The sequence below is a fragment of the Cohnella panacarvi Gsoil 349 genome (assembly GCF_000515335.1).
Lineage (GTDB): Bacteria > Bacillota > Bacilli > Paenibacillales > Paenibacillaceae > Cohnella > Cohnella panacarvi.
Map to the genome: position 1 here is coordinate 2562077 of NZ_KI911563.1, position 22307 is coordinate 2584383.

A 22307-nucleotide genomic window follows, 5' to 3' on the forward strand; every position below is an offset into this window, starting at 1 on the left:
TCAGTCCCGTCTATATTTCTGCTTATGCGCGTAATAAGGGGAGTTCGGCAGCTCTTCCACGAGACCAAGCGCGTTCCTGTCCGGATCGAAGCAGTCGAAGAACCGAGTTCCCCCCGCATCCTCCTCGATCGGCAGAACCTCGACGCCCTTGGCCCGAAGCGAGGCATGCGATAATTCGATATCGAACGATTCGAAGTTGTAATAAGGAACCTTGAAGCCCGCGCTCGCTTCGAACTGCGTGGGTTGAATCCGGTCGACCTTCCACAGGTTAATCGCCGTTGCTTCCCCTGGGAAAGCAAGCCCCGTGCAGCAATCGGACTCGTCGATCACTTCCAGATCGAAGACGCGTACGTACCAATCCGTCGATCTGCGCATGTCCGTAACCGGAATGAAAATACCGCTGACTTTACTCATTGTCCTTGTCATCCGTAACCCTCCATAAGAATCTATTCCTCTATCATAACGAGTAAATCGGCCTCGCAGATACGGGGGGATTAAAATTCCTTCATGAATCCTTAGTATGAAGTTGATATATGGTAAGGTCATATAAAAAATAGAGGGGGAATTGCGATCAAACGCTGCGCAATATTCTGTTATTTCGTACTATGTATGATTTTCCTTATCTCATGTACCAACGACAATTCGAATGACCCTTCCAAGGAATCCCCCGCCGCCTCAATAGAATCGTCCGTTAGCTCCGCAGAATCGCCAGTCCCTTCGGCAGAGCCTTCTGCCGACACAACGGAGTCGCCTGTCGCATCAACCGAGAACGAAACGAGTTCAGTCGGCGAATCGTTCCTTGCATTCGTCGCTGAGGGTAAAGTCAGCGACACGGAACTAGCGGTCGGCGATTCCACCGAGCATCTCCTGCGACTGAAAGGCGAGCCGGAGAGCATGGATTATTTCGAAGGCGGACAATACTTCGACTATGGTAACGTCATCTACTTCACGGACGCGAATTACGACGAATCGAACCGACTCGTCCACGGACAGATCGGAATCATTGGTTTTTCCGCGGGCTATGAGATATTCGGATTAACGCTAGGCGAAGCGGATTGGGATCAGGTGGAGTCTACGCTGGGGACAAGCTACGTCGCCCAATCTCCGGAGGATAACAGCGAAAGTTATTTGCTCGGCGAAATGTGGAGCTACGAGTATCGAACGGAGCATTACAGCTTAGTCTTCTATTCGAAAACTCAAGACGGTATCATCGACGGAGCTTTCTTAATGAAGAATGCGATTTAATCCAACGAAAATAGGCGAAAGAACGGGAGTAGGGCAAGCGTTTCCGTTCTTTCGTTGAATTTGCACGCCCTTCGTCTGTTTCATGAAGTCGCCGCCGGGTCCGTCTCGGACGCGGTTCCCGCCGCCTCCGCAGGCCGTTCAATTGGACGGTCCTCAGGAGACGATTCGCGCCGCGATACAAGGACTTGGCATTACGATCGCATCCCGCATGGAAGTGAGCCACTATATAACGTCAGGGTTGCTGGACAGAATCGATACGGACATTCCGCCGGTCGTGTATCCGGTATCCCGATGCGTTCGGGCGGATGACCCGTTGTCTCCTCAGGCAAGCTCGTTCATTGAGAATTCGCTTACTAAAGCTTGAATCCAAGTGACCGAAATCACTAACCCTCCTTATGTTCCTTGATACAATCAGGGTACTTCAGTTTTCGGGAGGTATCGACGAATGACTTATCCGGAGAAATACCAAAGCGCGGAGAAATACCGGAGCGAATTGGGCAGTCTCTATGAACAAATCGGAGGCGCGGAGACGATCGAACGTCTTGTGTACGCTTTCTATCCGAAGGTATACGCGCATCCGGCGCTTCGGCCTTTGTTTCCGGACGGCGTGGATGAAATCAGAGCGAAGCAATACTTATTCCTGACGCAGTTTACGGGAGGACCTCCGCTTTATACGGATAAGTACGGTTATGGGAACATGCGCAGCATACACGAGCAGTTTCCGATCACGCCGGAACGCGCTCACGCATGGCTCGCCTGCATGAATGCAGCGATGGACGAGATCGGGCTTGCGGGATTACCTAGAAAGCTGTTATTTCAGATGCTAACCAATGCCGCAAACCGGTTCGTTAATGTCGAGGGAGACAGCAAACCGAACTTGAAGTAACGACTTGAGAAACTGACATACCCGCAATAAAAGCCTTCGGGGTCTACACCCGAAGGCTCTTCGTCTAGGCATTATTTCTTGGGAATCGAATAAATGATGGCGACTCCGACCCCGTCCGTCCCGTCGTTATTCTTCGTTACGCTGATCCAGACCGAATGGTCCCCGGCAGTACCGGTCAGAATCAACGCATCTTCCGTCGACATTTCGCTCGCGTTCTCGTATTTCTTCTCTTTGAAGTACGATTTATAAGCGGCGATAACGTCATCGTAGCTCTTATCCGATTCATAAGAGACGCTGTAGGCGGTCGTCGTATTGTCGGAAGTCGTCACGGCGGCCAACGTCTTAGAATCGTCTATGATCGGAATGTCCTTCGGAAAACCGTCGGGCAGCGACTGGGATACAGAGAGGCTCACATCGCCGTTGTCATCGTCTCCCGCATTCAATTCTATGTTCTCATCGGCAGAGCCGGGTTCGCTCGGAGCTTCCGAGGGTTCAGCCGAAGCTTCGTTCGACGGCTCGGCGGATGTAACTTCAGAAGGCTCTCCCGAGGGCTCTCCCGAGGGCTCTTCCGAAGATTCTTCCGTCGGCTCTTCCGCGCTTGCCGCGTTGGCCGGGGTACGATTCGATTTCTCGTTGGAGCCTCCGCAGCTTGATAGGAGGAAAGCAACGAGCAGCATCATGATCAGCGCGGCTCCCGATCGTTTCGTACGCATACATTCCCACCTTATCCCTCATTAGTTACACGAGCCTCTTCGCCCAATAGCTATAGCTATGAAGGAAAAATGCCGCATATGCGCCTATTTCGATGTATTTTCCGTGACGCCGGTTTCCATAATAAGCATATCTTGAACGCCCTACACTCCGAACTCAGAGGGGACCCAGCCATGAGAAAATACATCCAGCTCTTCTTCACGCTCGTGCTTGCGTCGCTGACCCTGTCCGCATGCGGCAACAACGCGAATAACGCAGCGTCTCCTTCGCCTTCCCGGCCGGCCGCTTCATCGCCTGCGACATCCGCTGGACAGAACTCCTTGGATCGAGTCCAAGCGAGCGGCAAGCTGCGCATCGGCACCGAAGGAACGTACGCCCCCTTCACCTACCACGACGCAAGCGGCAAGCTTACCGGATTCGACGTGGAGATCGCGGAGGAAATCAGCAAGCGCCTGGGCGTGAAACCGGAGTTCATCGAGACGCAATGGGACGGAATCATAGCCGGACTGGAAGCGGACCGCTTCGATGCGATCTTCAACGAGGTGTCGATTCGCGAAGACCGTCTCGAGAAATACGACTTTACGGAGCCCTACATCGTCTCCAAAGCGGTGCTGCTCGTTCGCGAGGACAACACCGACATCAAGAAGCTCGCCGACCTGAAGGGCAAGAAATCCGCGCAATCGCTGACCAGCAACCTCGCGGACATCGCGAGAGCGAACGGCGCCGAGATCGTCAGCGTGGACGGCTTCAACCAGGCGATCGACCTGCTCATGTCGCGGCGCGTGGAGGCAACCATCAACGATAACTTGTCTTATTTGGACTTGAAGAAGCAGAAGCCGGACATCTCGCTGAAAGTCGTCGACGAGACTTCCGAGGCTTCCCGCAGCGCAGCTATGCTCCTGAAAGGAAACGAGCCTTTGGTGCAGGCCATGAACAAGGTGCTGGCCGACATGCATAGCGACGGTACTTACCTACGCATATCCGACAAGTACTTCGGAGCCGACGTCTCCAAATAAGTTCGTTGCAAAGGATGTTACCGGCATGAGCGATCGCCAAATTCAAATCGTTACCGATTCGTTCTGGCCCCTGCTTAAGGCAGGGGTCCTTTATACGATTCCGCTAAGCTTGATCACGTTCGCGCTCGGACTCCTGCTGGCGATCGTGACGGCGCTGGCCCGCATGTACGCATGGGCGCCGCTGCGGTGGGTCGCCGGCTTTTACGTATGGATCATTCGGGGCACGCCGTTGCTGGTTCAGTTGTTCATTATCTTTTTCGGCTTGCCGATGGTCGGGCTTACCCTTGACGCGTATCCGTCCGCCATTATCGGATTCTCGCTCAGCGTTGGCGCTTACGGTTCCGAGATCGTTCGAGCGGCTATCGTCTCTATTCAGAAAGGTCAATGGGAAGCCGCTTACTCCCTCGGGATGACTCGGGTGCAAGCGCTCCGTCGGATCATACTGCCCCAAGCCGCGCGCGTGTCCGTCCCGCCGCTGGGCAATTCCTTCATCGGCCTCGTGAAAGATACCTCGCTTGCCGCGGTCATTACGTTCGCCGAGATGTTCCGCCGGGCGCAGCAAATCGTCGCGACAACCTACGAGCCGCTCTTGCTCTATTGCGAGGTCGCGGTCATCTATCTCCTATTCAGTACCGTTCTATCGGTGCTGCAGAACGTTTCGGAGCGCTATCTGGAACGTTACTCGGCAAGCTAAGGAGGGCGCTTGCATGATCAGGGTACGCGGCATCCGTAAAGCATTCGGCAAGCAGCAGGTGCTAAGAGGCGTTGACTTCACGCTTCCCGCAGGCCAAGTGCTCGTCATTATCGGTCCGTCAGGCTCGGGCAAGACAACGCTGCTTCGCTGCCTGAACCTGCTTGAGGTGCCGGACCATGGGACGCTTGAGCTCGGCAACGTCTCCTTTGCATTCACGCCCGGCGCCAAGCTTCGTCCCCAAGACGTGCTTAGTCTGCGCAAACGGACGGGAATGGTGTTCCAGTCGTTCAATCTCTTCCCGCATATGACGGCGCTGGGGAACGTGATCGAGGCGCAAGTTACGGTGCAGAAGAAGCGGAAGAGCGAGGCGGAGGAGACGGCGCGTCTGTTGCTGGGCAAGGTAGGGCTGGCCGACAGAGCCGATTATTATCCGCATAAACTATCCGGCGGCCAGCAGCAGCGCGTGGCGATCGCCCGCGCGATGGCGCTTGAGCCGGAGGTGCTGCTATTCGACGAGCCGACGTCCGCGCTCGATCCCGAGCTCGCCGGGGAAGTGCTTAAAGTCATGAAACAGCTGGCCGCCGAAGGCTTGACGATGGTCATCGTCACGCACCTCATGAAGTTCGCGGAAGAAGTCGCGGATCACGTCCTCCTGATGGACGAGGGGCTCATCGTCGAGGAAGGCCCCCCGCATGAAGTATTCCGCAATCCGAAGAGCAGCCGAGCGGCGCAGTTTTTGAGCGTGCTGACGGATTGAGGCTTACGATCCGCGGCTACAAGGATGAAAGGATTGGCGTTGCCTGTCTACGGGCCAAATAAAAAGCATGGCGATAACTCGCCATGCTCCCTAGTAACGATCCCAAGCCAAGTATAAACTTAACGCGGCTAACGCGTAAAAGATGATCGATACCCGCCGATTGTATCGCATTTTAATCCCGAAGATCATAAAGAAAATAGCAGCGGTCAGCTTGCCGAGACTTTGCGAGATCGATTCGTCCGAGAACAACTCGCTGCCGAGCAGAATCGAAAGGATCAATGTCGCGGGTGCGAGGATTTTGAACCATAACGGTTCTCTTAGAAACATCTTGCCCATGAATTTCAGACGTTGCATGCCGGCTATCGTTCCTTTCAAATAGATAACTAACTCCGATAATAGGACAGCACCCAACAAACACCGTTCCGATCCGTTACGACGGCAAGCAGTCCGTTGAAAGGCGCCTCATAAACTTCGGTGTTAATTCTACCATTCGCCGCCAAACCCGCGTAGATTCGGCGGAATTCCCGTTCCCCCTCGATCCGCAAGAACACTCTTACGTAATCGCCTATCGCCGTGGGCTTAGCCGCTTGCGTGTCGGCGAAGGAGATTTTGCTGCCGTCCAGCCGAATTTCCGCGTTGAGAACCTCGTCCCCCTGCTTCCTTAGCACGACAATCTCTCCGCCGAACAACTCCTGATAGTAGTTAAGCTCATCTTTGCAGTTGTCAACAATAACGAACGGATTAGCTATAATCATGGAACCATCCTCCCTTTGCTCCTAAGCTCATATTTCATGCGCAGCATCTCTTCCTCCGGATCGATGAGGCTGCACCGTTACTCCGGGCCAGGACAACAGCGCCGCGGTGACCGCATCCTTGTTGCTCGCGCTCATGGAAATCCCCCCTATTCGCTCACGTTGCGAAGCACTTTCTTCAGTAGGCCAAGCAACAACTCGTACTCCTCGTCCGATATCCCTTTGGCGGCTTTCCTCTTCACTCGGTTTAGCGCCGCTTGAACGTCCGGAACAACCTTATATCCCGCTTCCGTCAACTGCAGCAGTTGGTATCGGTTATCTTCCGGATCGGGCTCCCTTCTCACGTAGCCCTCCGCCTCGAGTTTGGCGATCGCCTTTGCCGTCGTCGTCTTATCGATCAACAGCTCTTCGCTAAGCTCCTTCTGCGTCGTTCTTCCCTGGCTTGCGATCGCCATGAGGAAAATGTATTGCCCGCTCCCGATCCGATACGGAGCCAGTTCGGCCGCGATCAGAACCTGCATATGCCGATAAATCGCCGAAATGTACTTGCCGTGCGACTCCAATCAAACTTCACCTCCGCACAATAGGATGTTATTGCAACTAATTGAAGTATATGCGATATAGGATGCCATTGCAACTAATATTCCCATAAAATGTTTGCCTAACTACGCCATTCCTCCGGCAGCAGCCTCGAATACCTCGGTTCCAAGTAGCGGTCATCGATCAAGAGGAGCACGCCGCGATCCTGTTCCGAGCGAATAAGCCTGCCGCCTGCCTGAAGCACCTTGTTGATTCCCGGATACACGTAAGCGTAGTCGAACCCGTTCTTGCCCTCGCCGGCGAAGTAACCGCTGATCAGATTCGGCTCCAATCCCAGCTTCGGCATTCCCGTTCCGATGACCGCTACGCCCGTCAGCCGGTCGCCGACCAGATCGATGCCTTCCGAGAAGATTCCGCCCATAACCGCGAAGCCGATAAGGCTCCCTTCCTGTCCGGCGACGAACGCCTCTAAGAAGCGCTCCCGCTCTTCTTCCGCCATATCCGGCGTTTGCAATAACGTCCTGATCTCGGAATCACCCGCGACGCTCCCCGTAAAAATCTCGTACACCGCGTTCATATACGCGTACGACGGGAAGAAGAATAAATAATTGCCGGGACGCTTGTCCACCGTCTCCCTTAGCTTGGAAGACAACCGGTCCTTCGTCGCCTCGCGATCCGCATAACGGGTAGACAGAGGAACGATCTCGACCTCCCATTGCTCCTTCGCGAACGGCGATCCGAGCGTAACCGAGTAATCTTCTTCTCCCGCGCCCAGCATCTCCATGTAATAGTTCAGCGGAGATAACGTAGCCGAGAAGAAGACATGGGCGCGAAATCCTTTGCCCGTCTGCTTAAGCAGATGGGACGGGTTCATGCAGAACATTTTCATCCGGACATCGTTCCGATCCGACTCGGCATACGTCACGTAACTGTCGTCGTACAGCTTGCCGATCCGAAGAAAACTTAGCGCCGCGAAATATACATCCAGTAAACGTTCGCTCGCAGCCGCGCCTCCAGCCAGCGCTTTCTCCGCTGCGGCAACGAAAGCCTCGACAAGCTCCAGTACCTCTGCAGGCTGCTCCTTCGATACGTCCGCCTCTCCGGGCATGCGTTTCTTTAACTCGATGAACCATTTATTAACCGACTTTGCGGCTGCACGCACGGCATCGTTAACGCCCTTGAATTCCCGCTCCAGCTCGAGAAAATCTCTCTTCGTAAGCGCGGCGGAGTACATCTCCCGGGCACGGTCGATGAGATTATGCGCCTCGTCGACAAGCAGAACGGTACCCTGCTTGCGCTCTCCGGTTAGTCTCTTCAACGAAACCCGAGGGTCGAACAGATAGTTGTAGTCGCAGATGACGGCATCCGCCCCGTACGCCGCGTCGAGCGACAGTTCGAAGGGGCACACCGTATGCTTTCGAGCGTACCGCTCGACGACATCCCGACGAATGAGCGTCTCATGCGTGAGCAAATCCAGAATGGCGTCGTTAATCCGATCGTAATAACCGTCAGCGTAAGGGCATGCTTCAGGTCTGCATTCGACTTGATCGCGAAAACAGATCTTCTCCTTCGCCGTCACCGTTACCGAGCGCAGATTCAACCCTTGTTCCTGCATCAGCGCAAGCGCATCTTCCGCGGCCGTTCGCGTAATCGTCCGAGCCGTTAGGTAAAACAGACGCTCGAGCTTGCCCGTCCCGATCGCTTTGATCGCCGGGAACAACGTCGACACCGTCTTTCCGATCCCCGTCGGCGCTTTGGCGAACAGCTTGCGTCCTTCGTCGATTGCCTTATAGACGGAGCCGACGAGCTTCTTCTGTCCTTGGCGATAGTCGGCGAAAGGAAACCGAAGCTCCCCGACGCTGTCGTTCCTGAGCTTGCGATTCCGAATGAGCAGCATGGCGTACGGAGCGTACATCGCCACGGTTTCTTCCGCGAATGCCGTCAGTTGCGCCAACGTAACCTCTCTCTCGAAACTGCGTTGCTCTTCGGTATCGATATGAACGTACGTTAGACGAACCCGAAGCCGATCGACCTCGTTGCCGCGGGCGTACATATAAGCGTACATGTGGGCCTGCGCCCAATGTACGGCCGGGGCGTCCTCTTCCGTCATCGTCCCGATCTCTCGTTCCGTCGACTTGATCTCCTCTATCGTGATGCCGCCCTCGGCGTCAGCGAGCAGTCCGTCGCAGCGTCCGTCCACGACAAAGAGGAGATCCCCGTAAGGAATCTCCGCGCTTAAGTACACTTCTTTCTGATCGGACTCGCCATACTGCTTCTGAATTTTCTGATGCGCTTTCGTTCCGTCCAGCAGCGTAGTTAAAGGCCGAAATCCGGAATCGATGCTCCCGCTGGAGCAGACGTACTCGACAAGGCTTCTGACCGATAGGCTAACGACATCCGGCATGGCTTAAAGCCTCCAAGAAGAACATTTGTTCTTCTATTGTAGCGCTTAACCCCCGCTAAGTACAGCTAGGTATCGTTCTGAATCCGGCAGGCGATCCGGTCGACTTCCATGCCCATGGACGATGAAGGTTCGGTCAGACTGCGCACGGGAACCTCTTGTTCTTGATCCGGCTGGTCCAGCGGATAGATTCTCGCCGTCTCGTTCTGCGCGTCCACCCTCTGGATGTAGATCGGCACTCCGTTGTACTCGACATGCTCCATCTTCGGCGATGAAGCGATCTCTTGCGCCCGTTGAATGTTCATGTAACAAGCCTCCTTCCACGCTTCCATTTATCACCTAAGAGTGTGAACATAGAAGGAGGCTAATATGCACGGCACGATTGCCGGGCTAAAATTTATCGCCTTAATAATAAATAGAGAAAATAAGGCCCGCCGATCAGCGCCACGGCGAATGGCCTGGCTTGAGCATGAGTCGGGTTTGCGTATGAGTCGGGCTCGTACATGAACCGAGCATGTGCGAAGGTGCAGCGGTGTGCGAAACAACAACCATTTGCATTTATTTTCTCTAAAATCCCGTTACACGCTAGAATAACAACTATTTGCAGATCCTTGAGGTGGAAAGTGAACTTTCGATGCAATAGCGATCTAATAACTATCGTTCTGTTGTTATTTTTCACTTGTGAGGTGCGAACCGCCCAATTAACTATCGATTCGTTATTATTTCCCTCTCTGGTGCGAACATCGCCGAGGTAACGATCGATTTGCTGTTATTGGCTTCAATTCGCACAAAAAAAGGCTGGGATGATGACCGCCGGCGGCGATCTTCCCAACCTCGTCTTATTCTCTTATCACTTCGCGTACCTATGCGATCCGACGGTATCGACGACCGTAAGGCCGGACCAGAATGCGCCCTTGGTGACCTTAGGGTTATAGAAATAGACGGCGTCCTCGATATTGTTCTTGCCGTTCAAGGCGTCCTTCGCTGCGCGAAGAGCGGTCGCCTTCGCAACGCTCTTATCGAGCAACCCGTTGTGTGCCGGAGGGAACTGCTTGCCGGAATAGATGACGCCCCGAATCGTGTCCGGGAACCGGGAATCCTTCACCCGATTCAGAATGACGTTCGCGACGGCCAATTGGCTTTCGTAGGACTCGTTGCCGGCCTCGACTTGCGTAATCTTGGCGAGCAGTTGCAGATCCTTCTCCGTGAACGGCGCGGCTTCGTGCTCGAAGATCGACGGAATGACGACGCGTAGCTTCGCGTTCGGCTTAACGTCTTCTTCGGATTTCAGACCGTTGCGTTTCAGAAGCTCGCCTGCGCTGACGCCGGCTATCTTGCCGATCTCCGCCAAGCCTTGCTCCTCCGTGACGACGGCCTGCGGTACCGACTCCAATACCGCGATCCGCTCTTCCTCGTTCCAATCTATCTTCGCATGCAGCCATTCGGCGGCATCGCGCAGAGGCACGTACATCCGTCCGTCCATCTCGAACGGGGACGTTGCCGTTACGTAACGATTGTCGTTAAAGTAGACGACCGGAACGCCGTTGCCGAGAACGATGCTGTCTCCGAACGTCGTATCGATCGTCGCTTCCTCGTTGTCCGGGTCCCAGTCGACTTTCGCCCCGAACAACTTGGCGACTTGCGCGACCGGCAGGTATAGCTTATTCCCTATGACTCTGGCGGGATCGGCCAACTTGATCTCTTGACCGTCCTGCTGGATCTTAATGTCGTCCGCTACTTCCGCTTTACCTTTAGCGGCCACCGTTGAAAGCGGTATCATTAACGTAAATATAAGCGTCCAAACCGCGATGAGCATAGGCTTGTGGATCCGTTTCTTCCTCTGAGCATCTAGATTCATGTCGGCTCCTTCGGCAATCTCGGGTTTTTTTACAAGATTAATGGAAAGCGCCGGGTCTGTAAACGATTATGAGAGTACTTTCATTTAGAAATCCGACCTTTCAGGACCTTTAGTCCTACTCCATAGGTATAGCGATGCCGGGAAAACCCGTCCAAATAATGTTACTTTATTCACCTTCCCATTTTGCCAATCTTTGCTATAATCCTTAGTGAAACGACCAAAATAATCCATATTTTCGACAAAAGATCGACGAGGAGAGGGATACCATGGCACAGCTTTTCGGAAAGAAAAGCATCAGTTCACGGTTTACAGCTACATTCTTGGCGTTCGTGCTAGCCTGCTCGACGTTTCTATTCACGGGGACGACGAATACGGCGCATGCTGCCGGAAAAGTGTACGAGGTTGGTCCGGGCAAGGCGTTCGAGCAAATCAGCGACGTGTCTTTCGATCAGCTAAAACCCGGAGACACGGTGCTTATTTACGGGCGTAAACAGCCTTACAAAGAGATTATTACGATTTCTACCAGCGGAACGGAGCAAGCGCCCATTACGATCAGAGGCGTTCCGGGTCCGGACGGGAAACTGCCCGTGCTGGACGGCAACGGCGCAACGTTGCATCCGAGTATGGAACCGGCCTATGGGGGTACGCCTACAAGGGGCGTGGTTATTATCGCGCAACGCAGAGGCGCCGACTATGGTTACAAACCCAGCCATATCGTCATCGAGAACCTTGAGATCACGGGTGCGCATCCCGACAACACTTTCTACACCGTAAGAACCGGCGAAGAAAGACATTTCGCAAGAAGCGCTTCAGGCGTATTCGTCGAACGCGCAACGCATGTCAAGTTGAGCGGATTGGATGTCCATGATAACGCCAACGGGTTGTTCGGCGCATCGAACGTCGAAGAACAGATGGTCTCCCGCAACATCCTCATCGAGAAAAACTACCTTCACGACAACGGCATCGTCGGCTCCGACCAACAGCATCAATCGTACTTCGAAGGCGGGTCGGGAATCGTCTACCAATACAATAGGTACGCCAACGTTAAACCAGGCTCAGGCGGGAATCAACTGAAAGACCGTTCGGCCGGAGTCATCATTCGCTACAACTCGTTCCACAACGGCGCGCATGCCATGGATCTGGTCGAAGGGGAAGACGGCCTTACCGAACTAAGCAAGGAAACCAGATACTATGAATCCTTCATTTACGGCAATACGGTTCTTACCGACGGCCCGAACACCGGTTCGATTATTCATATCGGCGGCGATCTGGGCGATTATCGTACAGGTTCGCAATATTACATCATGAACAACACGTTCGTAGCCAAGGACGACCACGACGCGGAGTGGAGAACCCACGTCCTGACCCAAATCGAACCAGGAGTCCAGGCAAACTTGATCAATAATATCATCTATTTCGAAGCACTAACCCCGGGCGCCACCCCGGTGCCTATCTGGCTTACCGGAACCAGAGGCAATCTCAACATCGGCAAAAACTGGGTCAGCCCAGGCACCTTGCTGTCTCGCCCTGACAAGTATTACCTCGGGACATATGGCGGTTCGAACAATTTGATTACCATTCCGAACAACGATCCCGGATTCGTGGATCTTCCGAACGGCGATTTCCGTCTGAAACCGACTTCGGGCGCAATCGATCAAGGCGTGGACTTAGACTTCATGCCCGAAGAGTTGCGGGTTAGAAATCAGCTTAATTATACGGTACTGTCTAAGCCAACCTTAGGCGAAACGTTCGGCAATGTTCGTCCGCAAGGCGATACGCCAATCGATTTCGGCGCATTCGAGTATGGCGACGCCGTTCAAGAATACACGGATGAACCTAACTACTTTGTCACTAAGGAAGTGGCGATATCGCAACCATTGCTTGCAACGCCGCTTGCCTATACTCCTGAAAATAGGCCAGAGGAATTAGCTAGGGCACCGGAAGAGGATCCTGTCCAGAATAACAACGGCAATACGAACCCTGAACAACCGGAACCCATCGTGCTGCAAACGGTCGACTCGTTCTTCGGTTCGTCTCAGGAATTCTGGTTCACCAAAGGTAATGGCAATGCGGAAATTTCCGGCGGCGATACGATCAAATGGTCGAATTTCGCAAATGCTTGGTCGACACCAAGACAAATGGCATTCGTAAACCCTATTCCGATCACCGGAGACAATCGTCTGCAATTGGACGTGAAGGTTGACGGAACGGAAGCGCCCTCCCCCTCCGTACCTACGACGCTGCTGTTCTACTTTAACGACGCGAAGGACGATCAGCATTGGGTTGGCACGGGTTCGCTGGCTTTCGGCACGAAGAATACCGTAACACTCGATTTGTCCGCTATTAAGAACAATTTGGGCAGCAATATTACGCATATCGGCGTTTTCACCGGATACGGGTGGCCGACCAACGCCAGCGTTGAACTGAGCAATGTGCATTTTGTCGATTCAGGCGCTCAGCCAACACCAGAACCAACACCTGAACCAACACCAGAACCAACACCAGAACCAACACCAGAACCAACACCAGAACCAACACCAGAACCAACACCATTGCCAATAAGTATACCAACACCATTGCCTTTAACTTCCGGAACATTCACGGATACCGGTGCAGGCACGGCCGAAACTGTACAAGTCGGCGGAGTGACGGGGTACAAATTCTCGCAATTCCCTAACGCTTGGGCTGTTCCGAAGCAACTGAAGCTCTCCTCCGGTATCTCGCTGGACAACTGGAAGGCCGAAGATCGCATCGTACTGGACGTGCACGTCGAAGGCACGGCCGCGAATACGAATCCGACGACGCTGCTGTTCTACTTTAACGGCAGCAAAGACGCCCAACACTGGGTAGGTACGGATAAGCTTCAACTCGGTCAGACGCAGACGATCTCGCTCGACCTCTCGAGAATCGCCGGCAACCTTGGGACGAATATTAGCCAGATCGGCATCCTGACCGGTTACGGCTGGCCGTCAGGCGCATCGGTAACGATCAGCAACATCAAGCGCGTATCCGCGCAATAAAGAGTCAACGCCAACTAGTCGGGATGGAGCACTGCTGCTCCATTCCGACTTTTGCGTATTCATCGCATCGCAATTAATTCATAGTTGGCTGATAGGAATAATTACCCGATCGAGCCGTGCTCGTAGAGCAAGGCAGGATCGCAATCGACGTCGACGTCGAGCTCGCAAGGCCGCGCGACAAAGACAGCGGCTTCGCCTGCTACGAGAAGCTCATTCTCGACCGCGTCATGCAACGGAAGCCGGATACCGGTCTGAAAGAAGGCTACGCGATCTAATCTATTAGAAGACAATCAATCAGTTCGTAGAACTGGCGGCTACAGGGGCTTTTAATCCCTGTGCCGCCAGTTCTCATTTTTGGTCAATGCACCTTCTTTAACATTGTGGGCGAGGACTAGCCTTGAAGCACCTGAATCCGAGTCGGATTAGCGTTGCCGCACAACGTTACTGCGGCGCTCCTCAGGGACCGAGTCGGATTAGCGTTGCCTCACAACGTTACTGCGGCGCTCCTGAGGGACCGAGTCGGATTAGCGTTGCCGCACAACGTTACTGCGGCGCTCCTCAGGGACCGAGTCGGATTAGCGTTGCCTCACAACGTTACTGCGGCGCTCCTGAGGGACCGAGACGGATTAGCGTTGCCGCACAACGTTACTGCGGCGCTCCTGAGGGACCGAGTCGGGTTAGCGTTGCCGCACAACGTTACTGCGGCGCTCCTCAGGGACCGAGTCGGATTAGCGTTGCCTCACAACGTTACTGCGGCGCTCCTCAGGGACCGAGTCGGATTAGCGTTGCCTCACAACGTTACTGCGGCGTTCCTCAGGGACCGAGTCGAATTAGCGTTGCCTCACAACGTTACTGCGGCGCTCCTGAGGGACCGAGTCGGATTAGCGTTGCCTCACAACGTTACTGCGGCGCTCCTCAGGGACCGAGTCGGATTAGCGTTGCCTCACAACGTTACTGCGGCGCTCCTGAGGGACCGAGTCGGATTAGCGTTGCCTCACAACGTTACTGCGGCGCTCCTGAGGGACCGAGTCGGATTAGCGTTGCCTCACAACGTTACTGCGGCGCTCCTCAGGACGTGTCCCGCGATAGATTCCGCCCCCCCGAAATCCGAAAAATGGATACCCTAATGCGAAAATTGAAACCTTATCCCTCTCGCCGTAACCGTTTACAATTACAACTACGATAGAAATCGACGACAAGGAGGACCAGACGAACATGAGCGCTAACCTCAGCGCGGAGGCGTCAGCCCAGGCAGCGCCCGCGCCCAAGAAAAACCGAAAACTACTGGTCCGGCTCGCAAACCAAAAATATTTGCAGGCGATGGCGCTGCTAGGCATCGCTTGGATGATTATCTTCAACTATATTCCGATGTACGGCATTATGCTCGCGTTCAAGGAATACATCGGCATCGGCGATCCGGCGAACGCCCCCTGGGCGGGTTGGACGCATTTTCAGGCGATTTGGGAAGACGAGCAGATGCTGGACGTGGTGAAGAACACGCTCGGCATCAGCTTCCTGAAGCTAGTCATCGGGTTCCCGATCCCGATCGTCTTCGCGCTCTTCCTGAACGAGCTTCGTTCCTTGAAATTCAACCGGATCGTTCAGACGATCTCTTATCTGCCGCACTTCCTGTCTTGGGTAATCCTCGGCGGCATTCTCATTACGTTCCTGTCGGATGTCGGGATCGTGAACGATATTCTGATGGCGCTGCATCTCATCGATGAGCCGATTACGTATCTTGCCGAACCGGAATACTTCTGGACCATCGCGGTCGGCTCGGATATCTGGAAGGAATTCGGGTGGAACGCGATCATCTACATCGCGGCGATCGCCAGCATTTCGCCCGAGCTCTACGAGGCGGCCACCATTGACGGAGCCGGACGGTTCCAGAAAATGCGGTTCGTCACGCTGCCCTCGATCCGGGGCACGATCTCGATTCTGTTCATACTGTCGGTCGGCGCGCTGCTGAACTCCAACTTCGATCAGATCATGGTGCTCAAAAACCAGGTCAACGAAACGACTAGCCAAGTCATCGATACTTACGTCTACCAAGTCGGCATTTCGCAAGGAAGGTTCTCGTATTCCACGGCCGTCGGGCTTGTCAAATCGGTCATCGCCCTGATCCTGCTGCTGTTCGCGAACTCCGTCACGAAGCGCCTGAATCAATCTTCCTTATTCTAGCAACGGGTGGTGATCATCTTGTTAAAGCGAAACCGCAGAACGCTCGGGGAAACTTTGTTCGATAGATTTAACGTGCTCGGCATGTTGATTATCTGTTTCCTAACCCTGTATCCCGTCTGGTACGTCCTGATCAACTCTCTTAACGACGGCAAGGACGCCATGAGCGGAGGCAACATTTACTGGATTCCCCGTATGTTCAGCATCGAGAACTATACGGCCGTGTTCGAGAACGCGGGCATTATGACGGCAATGGGAATCACGGTAGCCAAAACGCTCGTCGGCACCGTCCTTCACGTCTTCTTCACGGCAATGGTCGCCTACGCCTTCTCCCGCCGGGAACTCATCGGACGCAACGTTTACATGATGATCGGCACGATCACGATGTTCTTCGGCGGCGGACTCATCCCGACCTATATGTGGTACCGCGACTTAGGCTTGCTCAACGATTTCTTCGTGTATATATGGCCGGCGTTGTTCAGCTTCTTCGATCTGATCATCTTCCTCGCCTTCTTCCGGGAAATCCCCGACGGGCTGGAGGAAGCGGCGAAGATCGACGGCGCGAACGACTTCAAAATCTTCTACAGCGTCGTCCTGCCCGTCTCCATGCCGGTCGTCGCCACGATCGCGCTCTTCCATGGCGTCTATCAATGGAACGACTACTTCACGGCCGTCATCTTTACGACGGACGAAGCGCTGCAGCCGATCCAGACGTTCCTGTACAAAGTCATCGCGCAGTCCAGCTCCACCCAGATCATCGGCAACATGAGCGGCGGGGCGATTACCCGAAGAGTGACGGGCCAGTCGATCAAGATGGCGACAATGGTCATCACGACCCTTCCGATCGTGCTCGCGTATCCGTTCCTGCAGCGCTACTTCGTCAAAGGGCTTATGATCGGCTCGCTCAAGGGCTGATCGACCGAAACCGGTTTCACTTTTCCCTCAAGGGAGAATCTTATACAATCTAGTACAAAGGGGTATGACAATGAGAAAATGGCTATCAACTGCAATCATCGCGTCGCTCATGCTATCCATCGTTGCTTGTTCGAGCAATAACAACAACGAAGCGGCAAGCTCAAGCGCGCCGCCAGCTTCAAGCAGCGCGCCGGCAGAGACCGCATCCGCAAGCGCTTCGCCGTCGGCGGACGAGCCGGGCTGGAAGTCCGACACGTCCCCGGTCACGTTCGACTGGTACCTCAACTTCGCTTGGTTCCCGAACAAGTGGGGCGTCGACCCGACCTCCCAATACGTTACGAAGAAAACGGGCGTCAACATCAACTTCATCGTGCCGGCCGGCAACGAGAACGAGAAGCTGAACGCCATGATCGCCTCCAACGATCTGCCGGACTTCATCACGCTCGGCTGGTGGGAAGAGAACGTGAAGAAGATGGTGGAAGGCGGATTGGTCGAATCCCTCACCGATCTGGCTAACGAATACGATCCTTACTTCTTCAAAGTCGCCGACGCGGCGAAGCTGTCCTGGTACGCGCAGCCTGACGGCAAGACGTACATGTATCCGAACTCCTCCGCTTCGCCTAACGATTTCCAGAAGTACGGCGACCGGTTCATCTCCAACCAGACGTTCGTCGTTCGCAAAGATATTTACGAAGCGATCGGCAGCCCGGACATGCGGACGCCGGAAGGCTTCCTGAACGCGCTGAAGCTCGCGAAAGAGAAGTTCCCTGAGATTAACGGACAGCCGATCATTCCGATCGGATTCCACGAGTTCGGCGATTCCGGCAACTACTCGTTCATCGACATGGCGCAGGATTCTTCTTATCTGTCCAGCTTCCTGGCGCTTCCGCGCGAGAAGGAAGGCAAGCTGTACGACCGCCTGACCGACCCTGAGTTCGTGAGATGGCTGAAGGTATTCCGTCAAGCGAACCAAGACGGCTTGATCTCCAAAGACGTATTCGTCGACAAACGCGCTCAGATGGAAGAGAAAATCGCGCAAGGCCGCTACTTCGCGATGCTGTACCAACGCACGGACTTCGCGGCGCAGCAGAACGTTCTGTACGCGAACGATCCGAACTCCGTATACATCGCGGTCGACGGACCCGCGAATGCCAACATGGATGCACCGACGCTGGCCGGCCCCGCGATCTCCGGCTGGACGGTTACGCTCATCTCCAAGAAGGTTAAAGACAAGGAAAGAGCGATCAAGTTCCTTAGCTACCTGATCTCCGAAGAAGGTCAGAAGGATCTGTATCTCGGCGAGAAAGGCGTATCCTACGACACGATCGACGGCGTAGACCAGTTCCTGCCTGAAGCGAAGAAGCTGCTGGATACCGACCGCTCCGCGTTCGACAAGCAGTACGGCTCTTCCCTCACGTTCTGGATGCAGCAGGACACGAACATGATTCTGCAATGGCAACCGCCTGCGGTCGAACCGTTCAAGCAGTTGGAAGAATGGACGAAAGGCAAAACGAAGAGCTACTCGGAATTCGACCTGATCAATCCGCCGGCAACGTCTCCGGAAGGCATCAACCTGACGAAGATCGCCAACGAATTCGGCCAAGCGCTTCCGAAGATGATCTTGTCCAAATCCGACGCCGACCTCGACACCATCCTGAACGACTTCGTCGCCAAGCGCGAGAAGCTCGGTTACGCCGATATTCAATCCTATCGTCAGGCGAAGTACGAAGAGAACCTGAAGAAGCTCGCGGAGTTCATGAAGTAACGACAATACGCAAGTCCAAAAAACCCAGCCCGCCTGGGTTTTTTGGGCGTTATCCGATCGGTTGAGACGATGGGCGTGTTACAATGAGGACAACTACGGCGGCGAAACGGACGTGATGACGAATGCGCAGATGGTGGACCGGGCGGCTGGATCGCACCCGCTTCTGGATCGAGCGGCTTACCCTTCAGAAAAGACTCGTTATTGCCTATATCCTCGTGCTCCTCGTTCCCAGCGTACTGATCTCCGTCTATATTTTTCGCGGCTTGACGGGCAATACGATCAATGAACTGAAGAAGAGCACGGAGTATTCGCTGGAGATCGAGCAAATTCACATCAAGAACAATATCGAGACGATGAAGCGCGCCGCGCAGATCACGTTTACCCATTCCGAGGTTAGGGATTACTTGTTGCAGCCGGCCGAGCTAAGCGCCGCGGAGCTGAGGGATATCGATACGCAGACGGTAAAGGATATTCTGCGCCTGCAATATAATAACCCGGACATCAAGCTGATCCGCGTCTTTATGAGCAGCCCTTATACGTTCGAGATATCGCCGGTGTTCTTCCGGGAATCCCGGGTCATAGACGCGCCTTGGCATGAGAGCATCATGAACGCCGGCCAAGGACGGGACGTATGGGCCTTCACCCGTCAGACGAAGGATTTGCTTCGGAGCTGGTCGAGCGACATCGAGGACACGAACCCGCGCATATCGTTGTACCAGGATATCCCGTACGTGGAAGGGGTGCACTCCGGCATCGTCCAGATCGACATGGAGCTGACGTCCTTCTTCCCGAATACGTTCAGCTCCCTGCAGGAAGACCAATCGCAAATGCTCGTGATCGATAAGGACGGCCATTTGTACCGGAATCCGTCGAACCGGTTCTGGGCGGAATCCGGCTTCGAGGAAGCTTCGATCCTCAAGCAATTCCGGGACAGCGTCGCCGACTCGTCAACGCCAGGCAGCTTCTCCTTCAAGATGAACGGCCATTCTTTCCTCGGCGTCTATTCGCCGATTCGCGAGCTGGATGCGCGGATGTTGAAAATCGTGTCGCTAGACCATGTATACGAGGACATCAACCGTACCCGCAACTTTATTCTGCTGGCCAACGTCATTCTGCTCGTCATTCTCACCTTGCTCACGAACCTGCTCAATTCCGTAATACTGAAGAAGCTTCACCAGCTGACGGCGTCGATGAAGAGAGTGCGCCAAGGCGACTTCCGGTTCGACCTGAACATTCGGGGAGGCGGCGGGGAGGTCAGCGAGCTGGCTTACCACTTCAGCAAGATGCTGCGCAAAATCAACGAGCTGATCGCCGACGCGGTCAACAAGAAGGCCTCCGCCAAAGAAGCGGAGCTTGCGGCTCTCCGCAGCCAGATCGATTCCCACTTCATGTACAACACGCTTGAGAACATTAAGATGATGGCGGAAATCGACGGGCAGATGACCGTATCCGACGCGCTTACCGCGCTCGGCGGCATGATGCGCTACAACATGCGTTGGATGAACGAGCACGTGCGCCTGAAAGATGAGCTGGCCCACATCGCCAACTACGTAAGCATCGCGAACATTCGCTTCGAAGATCGGATTCGGCTTGAAACAGACGTGTCGGACGAGATGTTAGATCAGGAAATATTGAAAATGACGCTGCAGCCGATCGTCGAGAACGCCGTGAAGCACGGGCTTCGGAACAAAGAGCTGCGGATCGCGATTCGCGCCGAGCTGGACGAGAGCGCGATGCTCATTACCGTTAAGGACGACGGCGCCGGCATGAGCGAAGCGCAGTTGCGGGACTTGAACTCGCGGATCGAGCGCGGAGAAATTAGAGCTTACCCGGCCGAGAGCGGCCAGTCCGCGCAGATCGGCGGCATCGGGCTGGCGAACGTGCACGGCCGGATCGGGTTGCACTACGGCAAATCATACGGAATTCACGTGGATTCCGTTCAGGGAGAATACACTTGCGTGACCATCCGGATTCCTCACATCATCTTGAGCGGGAGGCTGATTTCATGACGAGGACGCTATTGATTGCCGACGACGAGCGGAATATCAGGCTCGGCCTGCAGGCGATGATCGAGCGCCAGTATCCCGGCCGGTATCGCATTATGCTGGCTGCCGACGGCGTGCAAGCATTGGAGGCATTCGAGCGCGAGCCCGCCGATATCGTCATTACCGATATCCGAATGCCCGAAATGGACGGAATCGGCCTCATCAAGGCGCTTGCCGAGAAGTCCGCCGCGCCCTCCCTGCTCATCTTGAGCGGATACGACGACTTCCAATTCGCGAAGGAAGCGATGAAGCATAAGGTACGGGATTACTTGCTCAAGCCGATCGTACGCGAGGATTTATTCGCCGCCATCGAACGGCTCGAGAAGGAACTTGCCGCGAAGCAGGAGGTTATGGAGAAGCTGGCGGGAGCGGACCGTTATCGCGAAGGCATGCGGATAAGGACTCTCGAGGCGATCTGGGCGGAGCAAGGCAACGACGAAAGCTCCGTCCGGGCACGGTGCGAACAAGCGGGGCTGCAAGCTTTCGAACCGCTCTACCAAGTCGCGGTCGTGGATACGGCAGGCAACCAACGACTGGCGATGAAGATGAAGGAAGAGCTCGGCGCCCGCAAGCCGGATGGACGCACGCTGTGGTTCGAGAACAAAGACAACAACCTGGTCCTGCTCGCTTCCGGCACGGAGATCGCGATGGAGCTGGCCCAGGCGATGCAGGCCGCAGCCGGCAATAGCAGCGAAGTGGCGATCGGCATCAGCGATCCCGGACAGTCGATCGGCGAAGTGAAGACGCGGTTCGAGGAAGCTCGCCACGCGATGAAATATCGGCTGCTGTTCCGACGGCCCGAAGCCGGAGTGATTCGGTATAGCCAAGTCAAAGATCGTAGCACCGCTTTCCCCGTTCCGGCCGATGTCCTGCGCAAGCTCGCCAACATGATGGGCACCGACCGCGACGCGGAAATCAAAGGGCTGCTGCTCGAGCTGTTCGGCGCGAAGGCGCTGGACGAAGCGGCTATCGGCTACTTCGAAGCCGTTAGCCGGGCGCTCAACGAGCACGTCTTCGATCGCGTGTTCAACGCTTACGGGGAAGCTTCCGTCGATATCATCCGCATGTACAAGCAAGCGGGCAGTCTCTATCATTTCGCCAGCATGCAAGACTATATTCGCTGCGTCGAAAGCCTGCTGCTGGACTTGAACGACTTCGTTCGCGGCTTGAAGTCCGCCCACGTCGACTCGAGGGAGATGGCGCGCGCGCTCGAATACATCCATGCCAACTTCGACAAGGACATCAGCATGGCGATGGTGTCCAACCACGTGTCTCTCAACTACTCGTATTTCAGCGAGCGGTTCAAGGAATTTACCGGCGAGAGCTTCATCGGATACTTGAAAAAAATCCGCATCGGCAAGGCGAAGGAGCTGCTCGAGTCGACGGACGACCGCGTCTACGAGATCGGCCGCCGCATCGGCTACGACAACCCGAAGCAGTTCAACCGCGTTTTTCGCGAATTCGAGGGCATCACGGCATTGGAGTACAGGCAGAAGAGGTTCGCGGAGAAAAGGTAGTCCGAGG

General features: G+C 54.8%; 21 protein-coding genes and 1 pseudogene. 14 read left to right on the plus strand and 8 right to left on the minus strand.

Annotated elements, in window-relative coordinates:
- A complete protein-coding gene (locus tag COHPA_RS0112330; RefSeq protein ID WP_035119463.1) occupies positions 1-426 on the minus strand; it encodes a VOC family protein in 426 nt (141 codons plus the stop codon).
- Positions 427-894: 468 nt separating this feature from the next.
- Between COHPA_RS0112330 and COHPA_RS0112340 the strand changes: the two genes are divergently transcribed.
- The 3 genes from COHPA_RS0112340 to COHPA_RS0112350 all read left to right on the plus strand — a co-directional run bounded on the left by COHPA_RS0112340 (position 895) and on the right by COHPA_RS0112350 (position 2131).
- Positions 895-1245, plus strand: coding sequence for a hypothetical protein (locus tag COHPA_RS0112340; protein ID WP_027086469.1), 351 nt, complete (start codon positions 895-897; stop codon positions 1243-1245).
- 82 nt (positions 1246-1327) lie between these two features.
- Positions 1328-1609, plus strand: coding sequence for a LysR substrate-binding domain-containing protein (locus COHPA_RS0112345; protein ID WP_084760620.1), 282 nt, complete (start codon positions 1328-1330; stop codon positions 1607-1609).
- An 81-nt stretch (positions 1610-1690) separates the two neighbouring features.
- Complete coding sequence (locus tag COHPA_RS0112350) at positions 1691-2131, plus strand: globin domain-containing protein (RefSeq protein WP_027086471.1); 441 nt, start codon at positions 1691-1693, stop codon at positions 2129-2131.
- 71 nt (positions 2132-2202) lie between these two features.
- Here COHPA_RS0112350 and COHPA_RS0112355 read toward each other — a convergent pair whose 3' ends face one another.
- Positions 2203-2844 carry a hypothetical protein gene (locus COHPA_RS0112355; RefSeq protein WP_027086472.1) on the minus strand — a complete coding sequence of 214 codons (642 nt, stop codon included), beginning with the start codon at positions 2842-2844 and terminating at the stop codon, positions 2203-2205.
- Between the two features lie 171 nt (positions 2845-3015).
- Here COHPA_RS0112355 and COHPA_RS0112360 point away from each other — a divergent pair, with 171 nt between their 5' ends.
- The 3 genes from COHPA_RS0112360 to COHPA_RS0112370 are packed head-to-tail and all read left to right on the plus strand — an operon-like array spanning position 3016 to position 5309.
- Complete coding sequence (locus COHPA_RS0112360; protein WP_027086473.1) at positions 3016-3858, plus strand: amino acid ABC transporter substrate-binding protein; 843 nt, start codon at positions 3016-3018, stop codon at positions 3856-3858.
- Between the two features lie 25 nt (positions 3859-3883).
- Positions 3884-4552 carry an amino acid ABC transporter permease gene (locus COHPA_RS0112365; protein ID WP_027086474.1) on the plus strand — a complete coding sequence of 223 codons (669 nt, stop codon included), beginning with the start codon at positions 3884-3886 and terminating at the stop codon, positions 4550-4552.
- A gap of 13 nt (positions 4553-4565) precedes the next feature.
- Positions 4566-5309: an amino acid ABC transporter ATP-binding protein gene (locus tag COHPA_RS0112370; RefSeq protein ID WP_027086475.1), complete on the plus strand. Its 744-nt coding sequence runs from the start codon at positions 4566-4568 to the stop codon at positions 5307-5309.
- A gap of 90 nt (positions 5310-5399) precedes the next feature.
- Here COHPA_RS0112370 and COHPA_RS0112375 read toward each other — a convergent pair whose 3' ends face one another.
- The 6 genes and pseudogenes from COHPA_RS0112375 to COHPA_RS0112405 form a co-directional block, all read right to left on the minus strand.
- Positions 5400-5684: a hypothetical protein gene (locus COHPA_RS0112375; RefSeq protein WP_027086476.1), complete on the minus strand. Its 285-nt coding sequence runs from the start codon at positions 5682-5684 to the stop codon at positions 5400-5402.
- Between the two features lie 8 nt (positions 5685-5692).
- Positions 5693-6064: a VOC family protein gene (locus COHPA_RS0112380; RefSeq protein WP_027086477.1), complete on the minus strand. Its 372-nt coding sequence runs from the start codon at positions 6062-6064 to the stop codon at positions 5693-5695.
- A 146-nt stretch (positions 6065-6210) separates the two neighbouring features.
- A complete protein-coding gene (locus tag COHPA_RS0112390; RefSeq protein ID WP_027086478.1) occupies positions 6211-6624 on the minus strand; it encodes a MarR family winged helix-turn-helix transcriptional regulator in 414 nt (137 codons plus the stop codon).
- Positions 6625-6722: 98 nt separating this feature from the next.
- The gene (locus COHPA_RS0112395; protein WP_027086479.1) at positions 6723-9005 is read right to left on the minus strand and encodes an ATP-dependent DNA helicase; all 2283 of its coding nucleotides are present in this window, start codon (positions 9003-9005) and stop codon (positions 6723-6725) included.
- Between the two features lie 128 nt (positions 9006-9133).
- Positions 9134-9307: pseudogene (locus tag COHPA_RS0112400) on the minus strand (small acid-soluble spore protein H); the annotation flags it as partial.
- 545 nt (positions 9308-9852) lie between these two features.
- Complete coding sequence (locus COHPA_RS0112405; RefSeq protein WP_027086481.1) at positions 9853-10860, minus strand: cell wall hydrolase; 1008 nt, start codon at positions 10858-10860, stop codon at positions 9853-9855.
- Between the two features lie 266 nt (positions 10861-11126).
- Between COHPA_RS0112405 and COHPA_RS25590 the strand changes: the two genes are divergently transcribed.
- The 8 genes from COHPA_RS25590 to COHPA_RS0112445 all read left to right on the plus strand — a co-directional run bounded on the left by COHPA_RS25590 (position 11127) and on the right by COHPA_RS0112445 (position 22300).
- Positions 11127-13880 carry a hypothetical protein gene (locus COHPA_RS25590; RefSeq protein ID WP_027086482.1) on the plus strand — a complete coding sequence of 918 codons (2754 nt, stop codon included), beginning with the start codon at positions 11127-11129 and terminating at the stop codon, positions 13878-13880.
- A gap of 116 nt (positions 13881-13996) precedes the next feature.
- The gene (locus tag COHPA_RS25595; RefSeq protein ID WP_156926653.1) at positions 13997-14155 is read left to right on the plus strand and encodes a hypothetical protein; all 159 of its coding nucleotides are present in this window, start codon (positions 13997-13999) and stop codon (positions 14153-14155) included.
- Positions 14156-14308: 153 nt separating this feature from the next.
- Positions 14309-15007 carry a hypothetical protein gene (locus COHPA_RS0112420; RefSeq protein ID WP_027086483.1) on the plus strand — a complete coding sequence of 233 codons (699 nt, stop codon included), beginning with the start codon at positions 14309-14311 and terminating at the stop codon, positions 15005-15007.
- Between the two features lie 88 nt (positions 15008-15095).
- Positions 15096-16061 carry an ABC transporter permease gene (locus tag COHPA_RS0112425; RefSeq protein ID WP_027086484.1) on the plus strand — a complete coding sequence of 322 codons (966 nt, stop codon included), beginning with the start codon at positions 15096-15098 and terminating at the stop codon, positions 16059-16061.
- An 81-nt stretch (positions 16062-16142) separates the two neighbouring features.
- A complete protein-coding gene (locus COHPA_RS0112430; RefSeq protein ID WP_084761003.1) occupies positions 16143-16973 on the plus strand; it encodes a carbohydrate ABC transporter permease in 831 nt (276 codons plus the stop codon).
- 64 nt (positions 16974-17037) lie between these two features.
- Positions 17038-18738 (plus strand): extracellular solute-binding protein, encoded by a 1701-nt coding sequence (locus COHPA_RS0112435; RefSeq protein ID WP_425393683.1) that lies wholly within the window; start codon positions 17038-17040, stop codon positions 18736-18738.
- Between the two features lie 122 nt (positions 18739-18860).
- Positions 18861-20747: a sensor histidine kinase gene (locus COHPA_RS0112440; protein ID WP_027086487.1), complete on the plus strand. Its 1887-nt coding sequence runs from the start codon at positions 18861-18863 to the stop codon at positions 20745-20747.
- Entirely contained in the window at positions 20744-22300 is a 1557-nt protein-coding gene (locus COHPA_RS0112445; RefSeq protein ID WP_027086488.1) for a response regulator transcription factor, read from the plus strand. The genes COHPA_RS0112440 and COHPA_RS0112445 overlap by 4 nt, the downstream gene beginning before the upstream one ends.
- Positions 22301-22307 lie beyond the last annotated feature (7 nt).

Excerpts from the sequence above, each read along its gene's own strand:
- COHPA_RS0112340 (WP_027086469.1), top strand. The coding sequence starts at position 895 with ATGGATTATTTCGAAGGCGGACAATACTTCGACTATGGTAACGTCATC.
- COHPA_RS0112345 (WP_084760620.1), top strand. The coding sequence starts at position 1,328 with ATGAAGTCGCCGCCGGGTCCGTCTCGGACGCGGTTCCCGCCGCCTCCG.
- COHPA_RS0112425 (WP_027086484.1), top strand. The coding sequence starts at position 15,096 with ATGAGCGCTAACCTCAGCGCGGAGGCGTCAGCCCAGGCAGCGCCCGCG.
- COHPA_RS0112435 (WP_425393683.1), top strand. The coding sequence starts at position 17,038 with ATGACAATGAGAAAATGGCTATCAACTGCAATCATCGCGTCGCTCATG.
- COHPA_RS0112405 (WP_027086481.1), bottom strand. The coding sequence starts at position 10,860 with ATGAATCTAGATGCTCAGAGGAAGAAACGGATCCACAAGCCTATGCTC.
- COHPA_RS25590 (WP_027086482.1), top strand. The coding sequence starts at position 11,127 with ATGGCACAGCTTTTCGGAAAGAAAAGCATCAGTTCACGGTTTACAGCT.
- COHPA_RS0112360 (WP_027086473.1), top strand. The coding sequence starts at position 3,016 with ATGAGAAAATACATCCAGCTCTTCTTCACGCTCGTGCTTGCGTCGCTG.
- COHPA_RS0112380 (WP_027086477.1), bottom strand. The coding sequence starts at position 6,064 with ATGATTATAGCTAATCCGTTCGTTATTGTTGACAACTGCAAAGATGAG.
- COHPA_RS0112330 (WP_035119463.1), bottom strand. The coding sequence starts at position 426 with ATGACAAGGACAATGAGTAAAGTCAGCGGTATTTTCATTCCGGTTACG.
- COHPA_RS0112350 (WP_027086471.1), top strand. The coding sequence starts at position 1,691 with ATGACTTATCCGGAGAAATACCAAAGCGCGGAGAAATACCGGAGCGAA.
- COHPA_RS0112355 (WP_027086472.1), bottom strand. The coding sequence starts at position 2,844 with ATGCGTACGAAACGATCGGGAGCCGCGCTGATCATGATGCTGCTCGTT.
- COHPA_RS0112370 (WP_027086475.1), top strand. The coding sequence starts at position 4,566 with ATGATCAGGGTACGCGGCATCCGTAAAGCATTCGGCAAGCAGCAGGTG.
- COHPA_RS0112440 (WP_027086487.1), top strand. The coding sequence starts at position 18,861 with ATGCGCAGATGGTGGACCGGGCGGCTGGATCGCACCCGCTTCTGGATC.
- COHPA_RS0112430 (WP_084761003.1), top strand. The coding sequence starts at position 16,143 with ATGTTGATTATCTGTTTCCTAACCCTGTATCCCGTCTGGTACGTCCTG.
- COHPA_RS0112365 (WP_027086474.1), top strand. The coding sequence starts at position 3,884 with ATGAGCGATCGCCAAATTCAAATCGTTACCGATTCGTTCTGGCCCCTG.
- COHPA_RS0112445 (WP_027086488.1), top strand. The coding sequence starts at position 20,744 with ATGACGAGGACGCTATTGATTGCCGACGACGAGCGGAATATCAGGCTC.
- COHPA_RS0112395 (WP_027086479.1), bottom strand. The coding sequence starts at position 9,005 with ATGCCGGATGTCGTTAGCCTATCGGTCAGAAGCCTTGTCGAGTACGTC.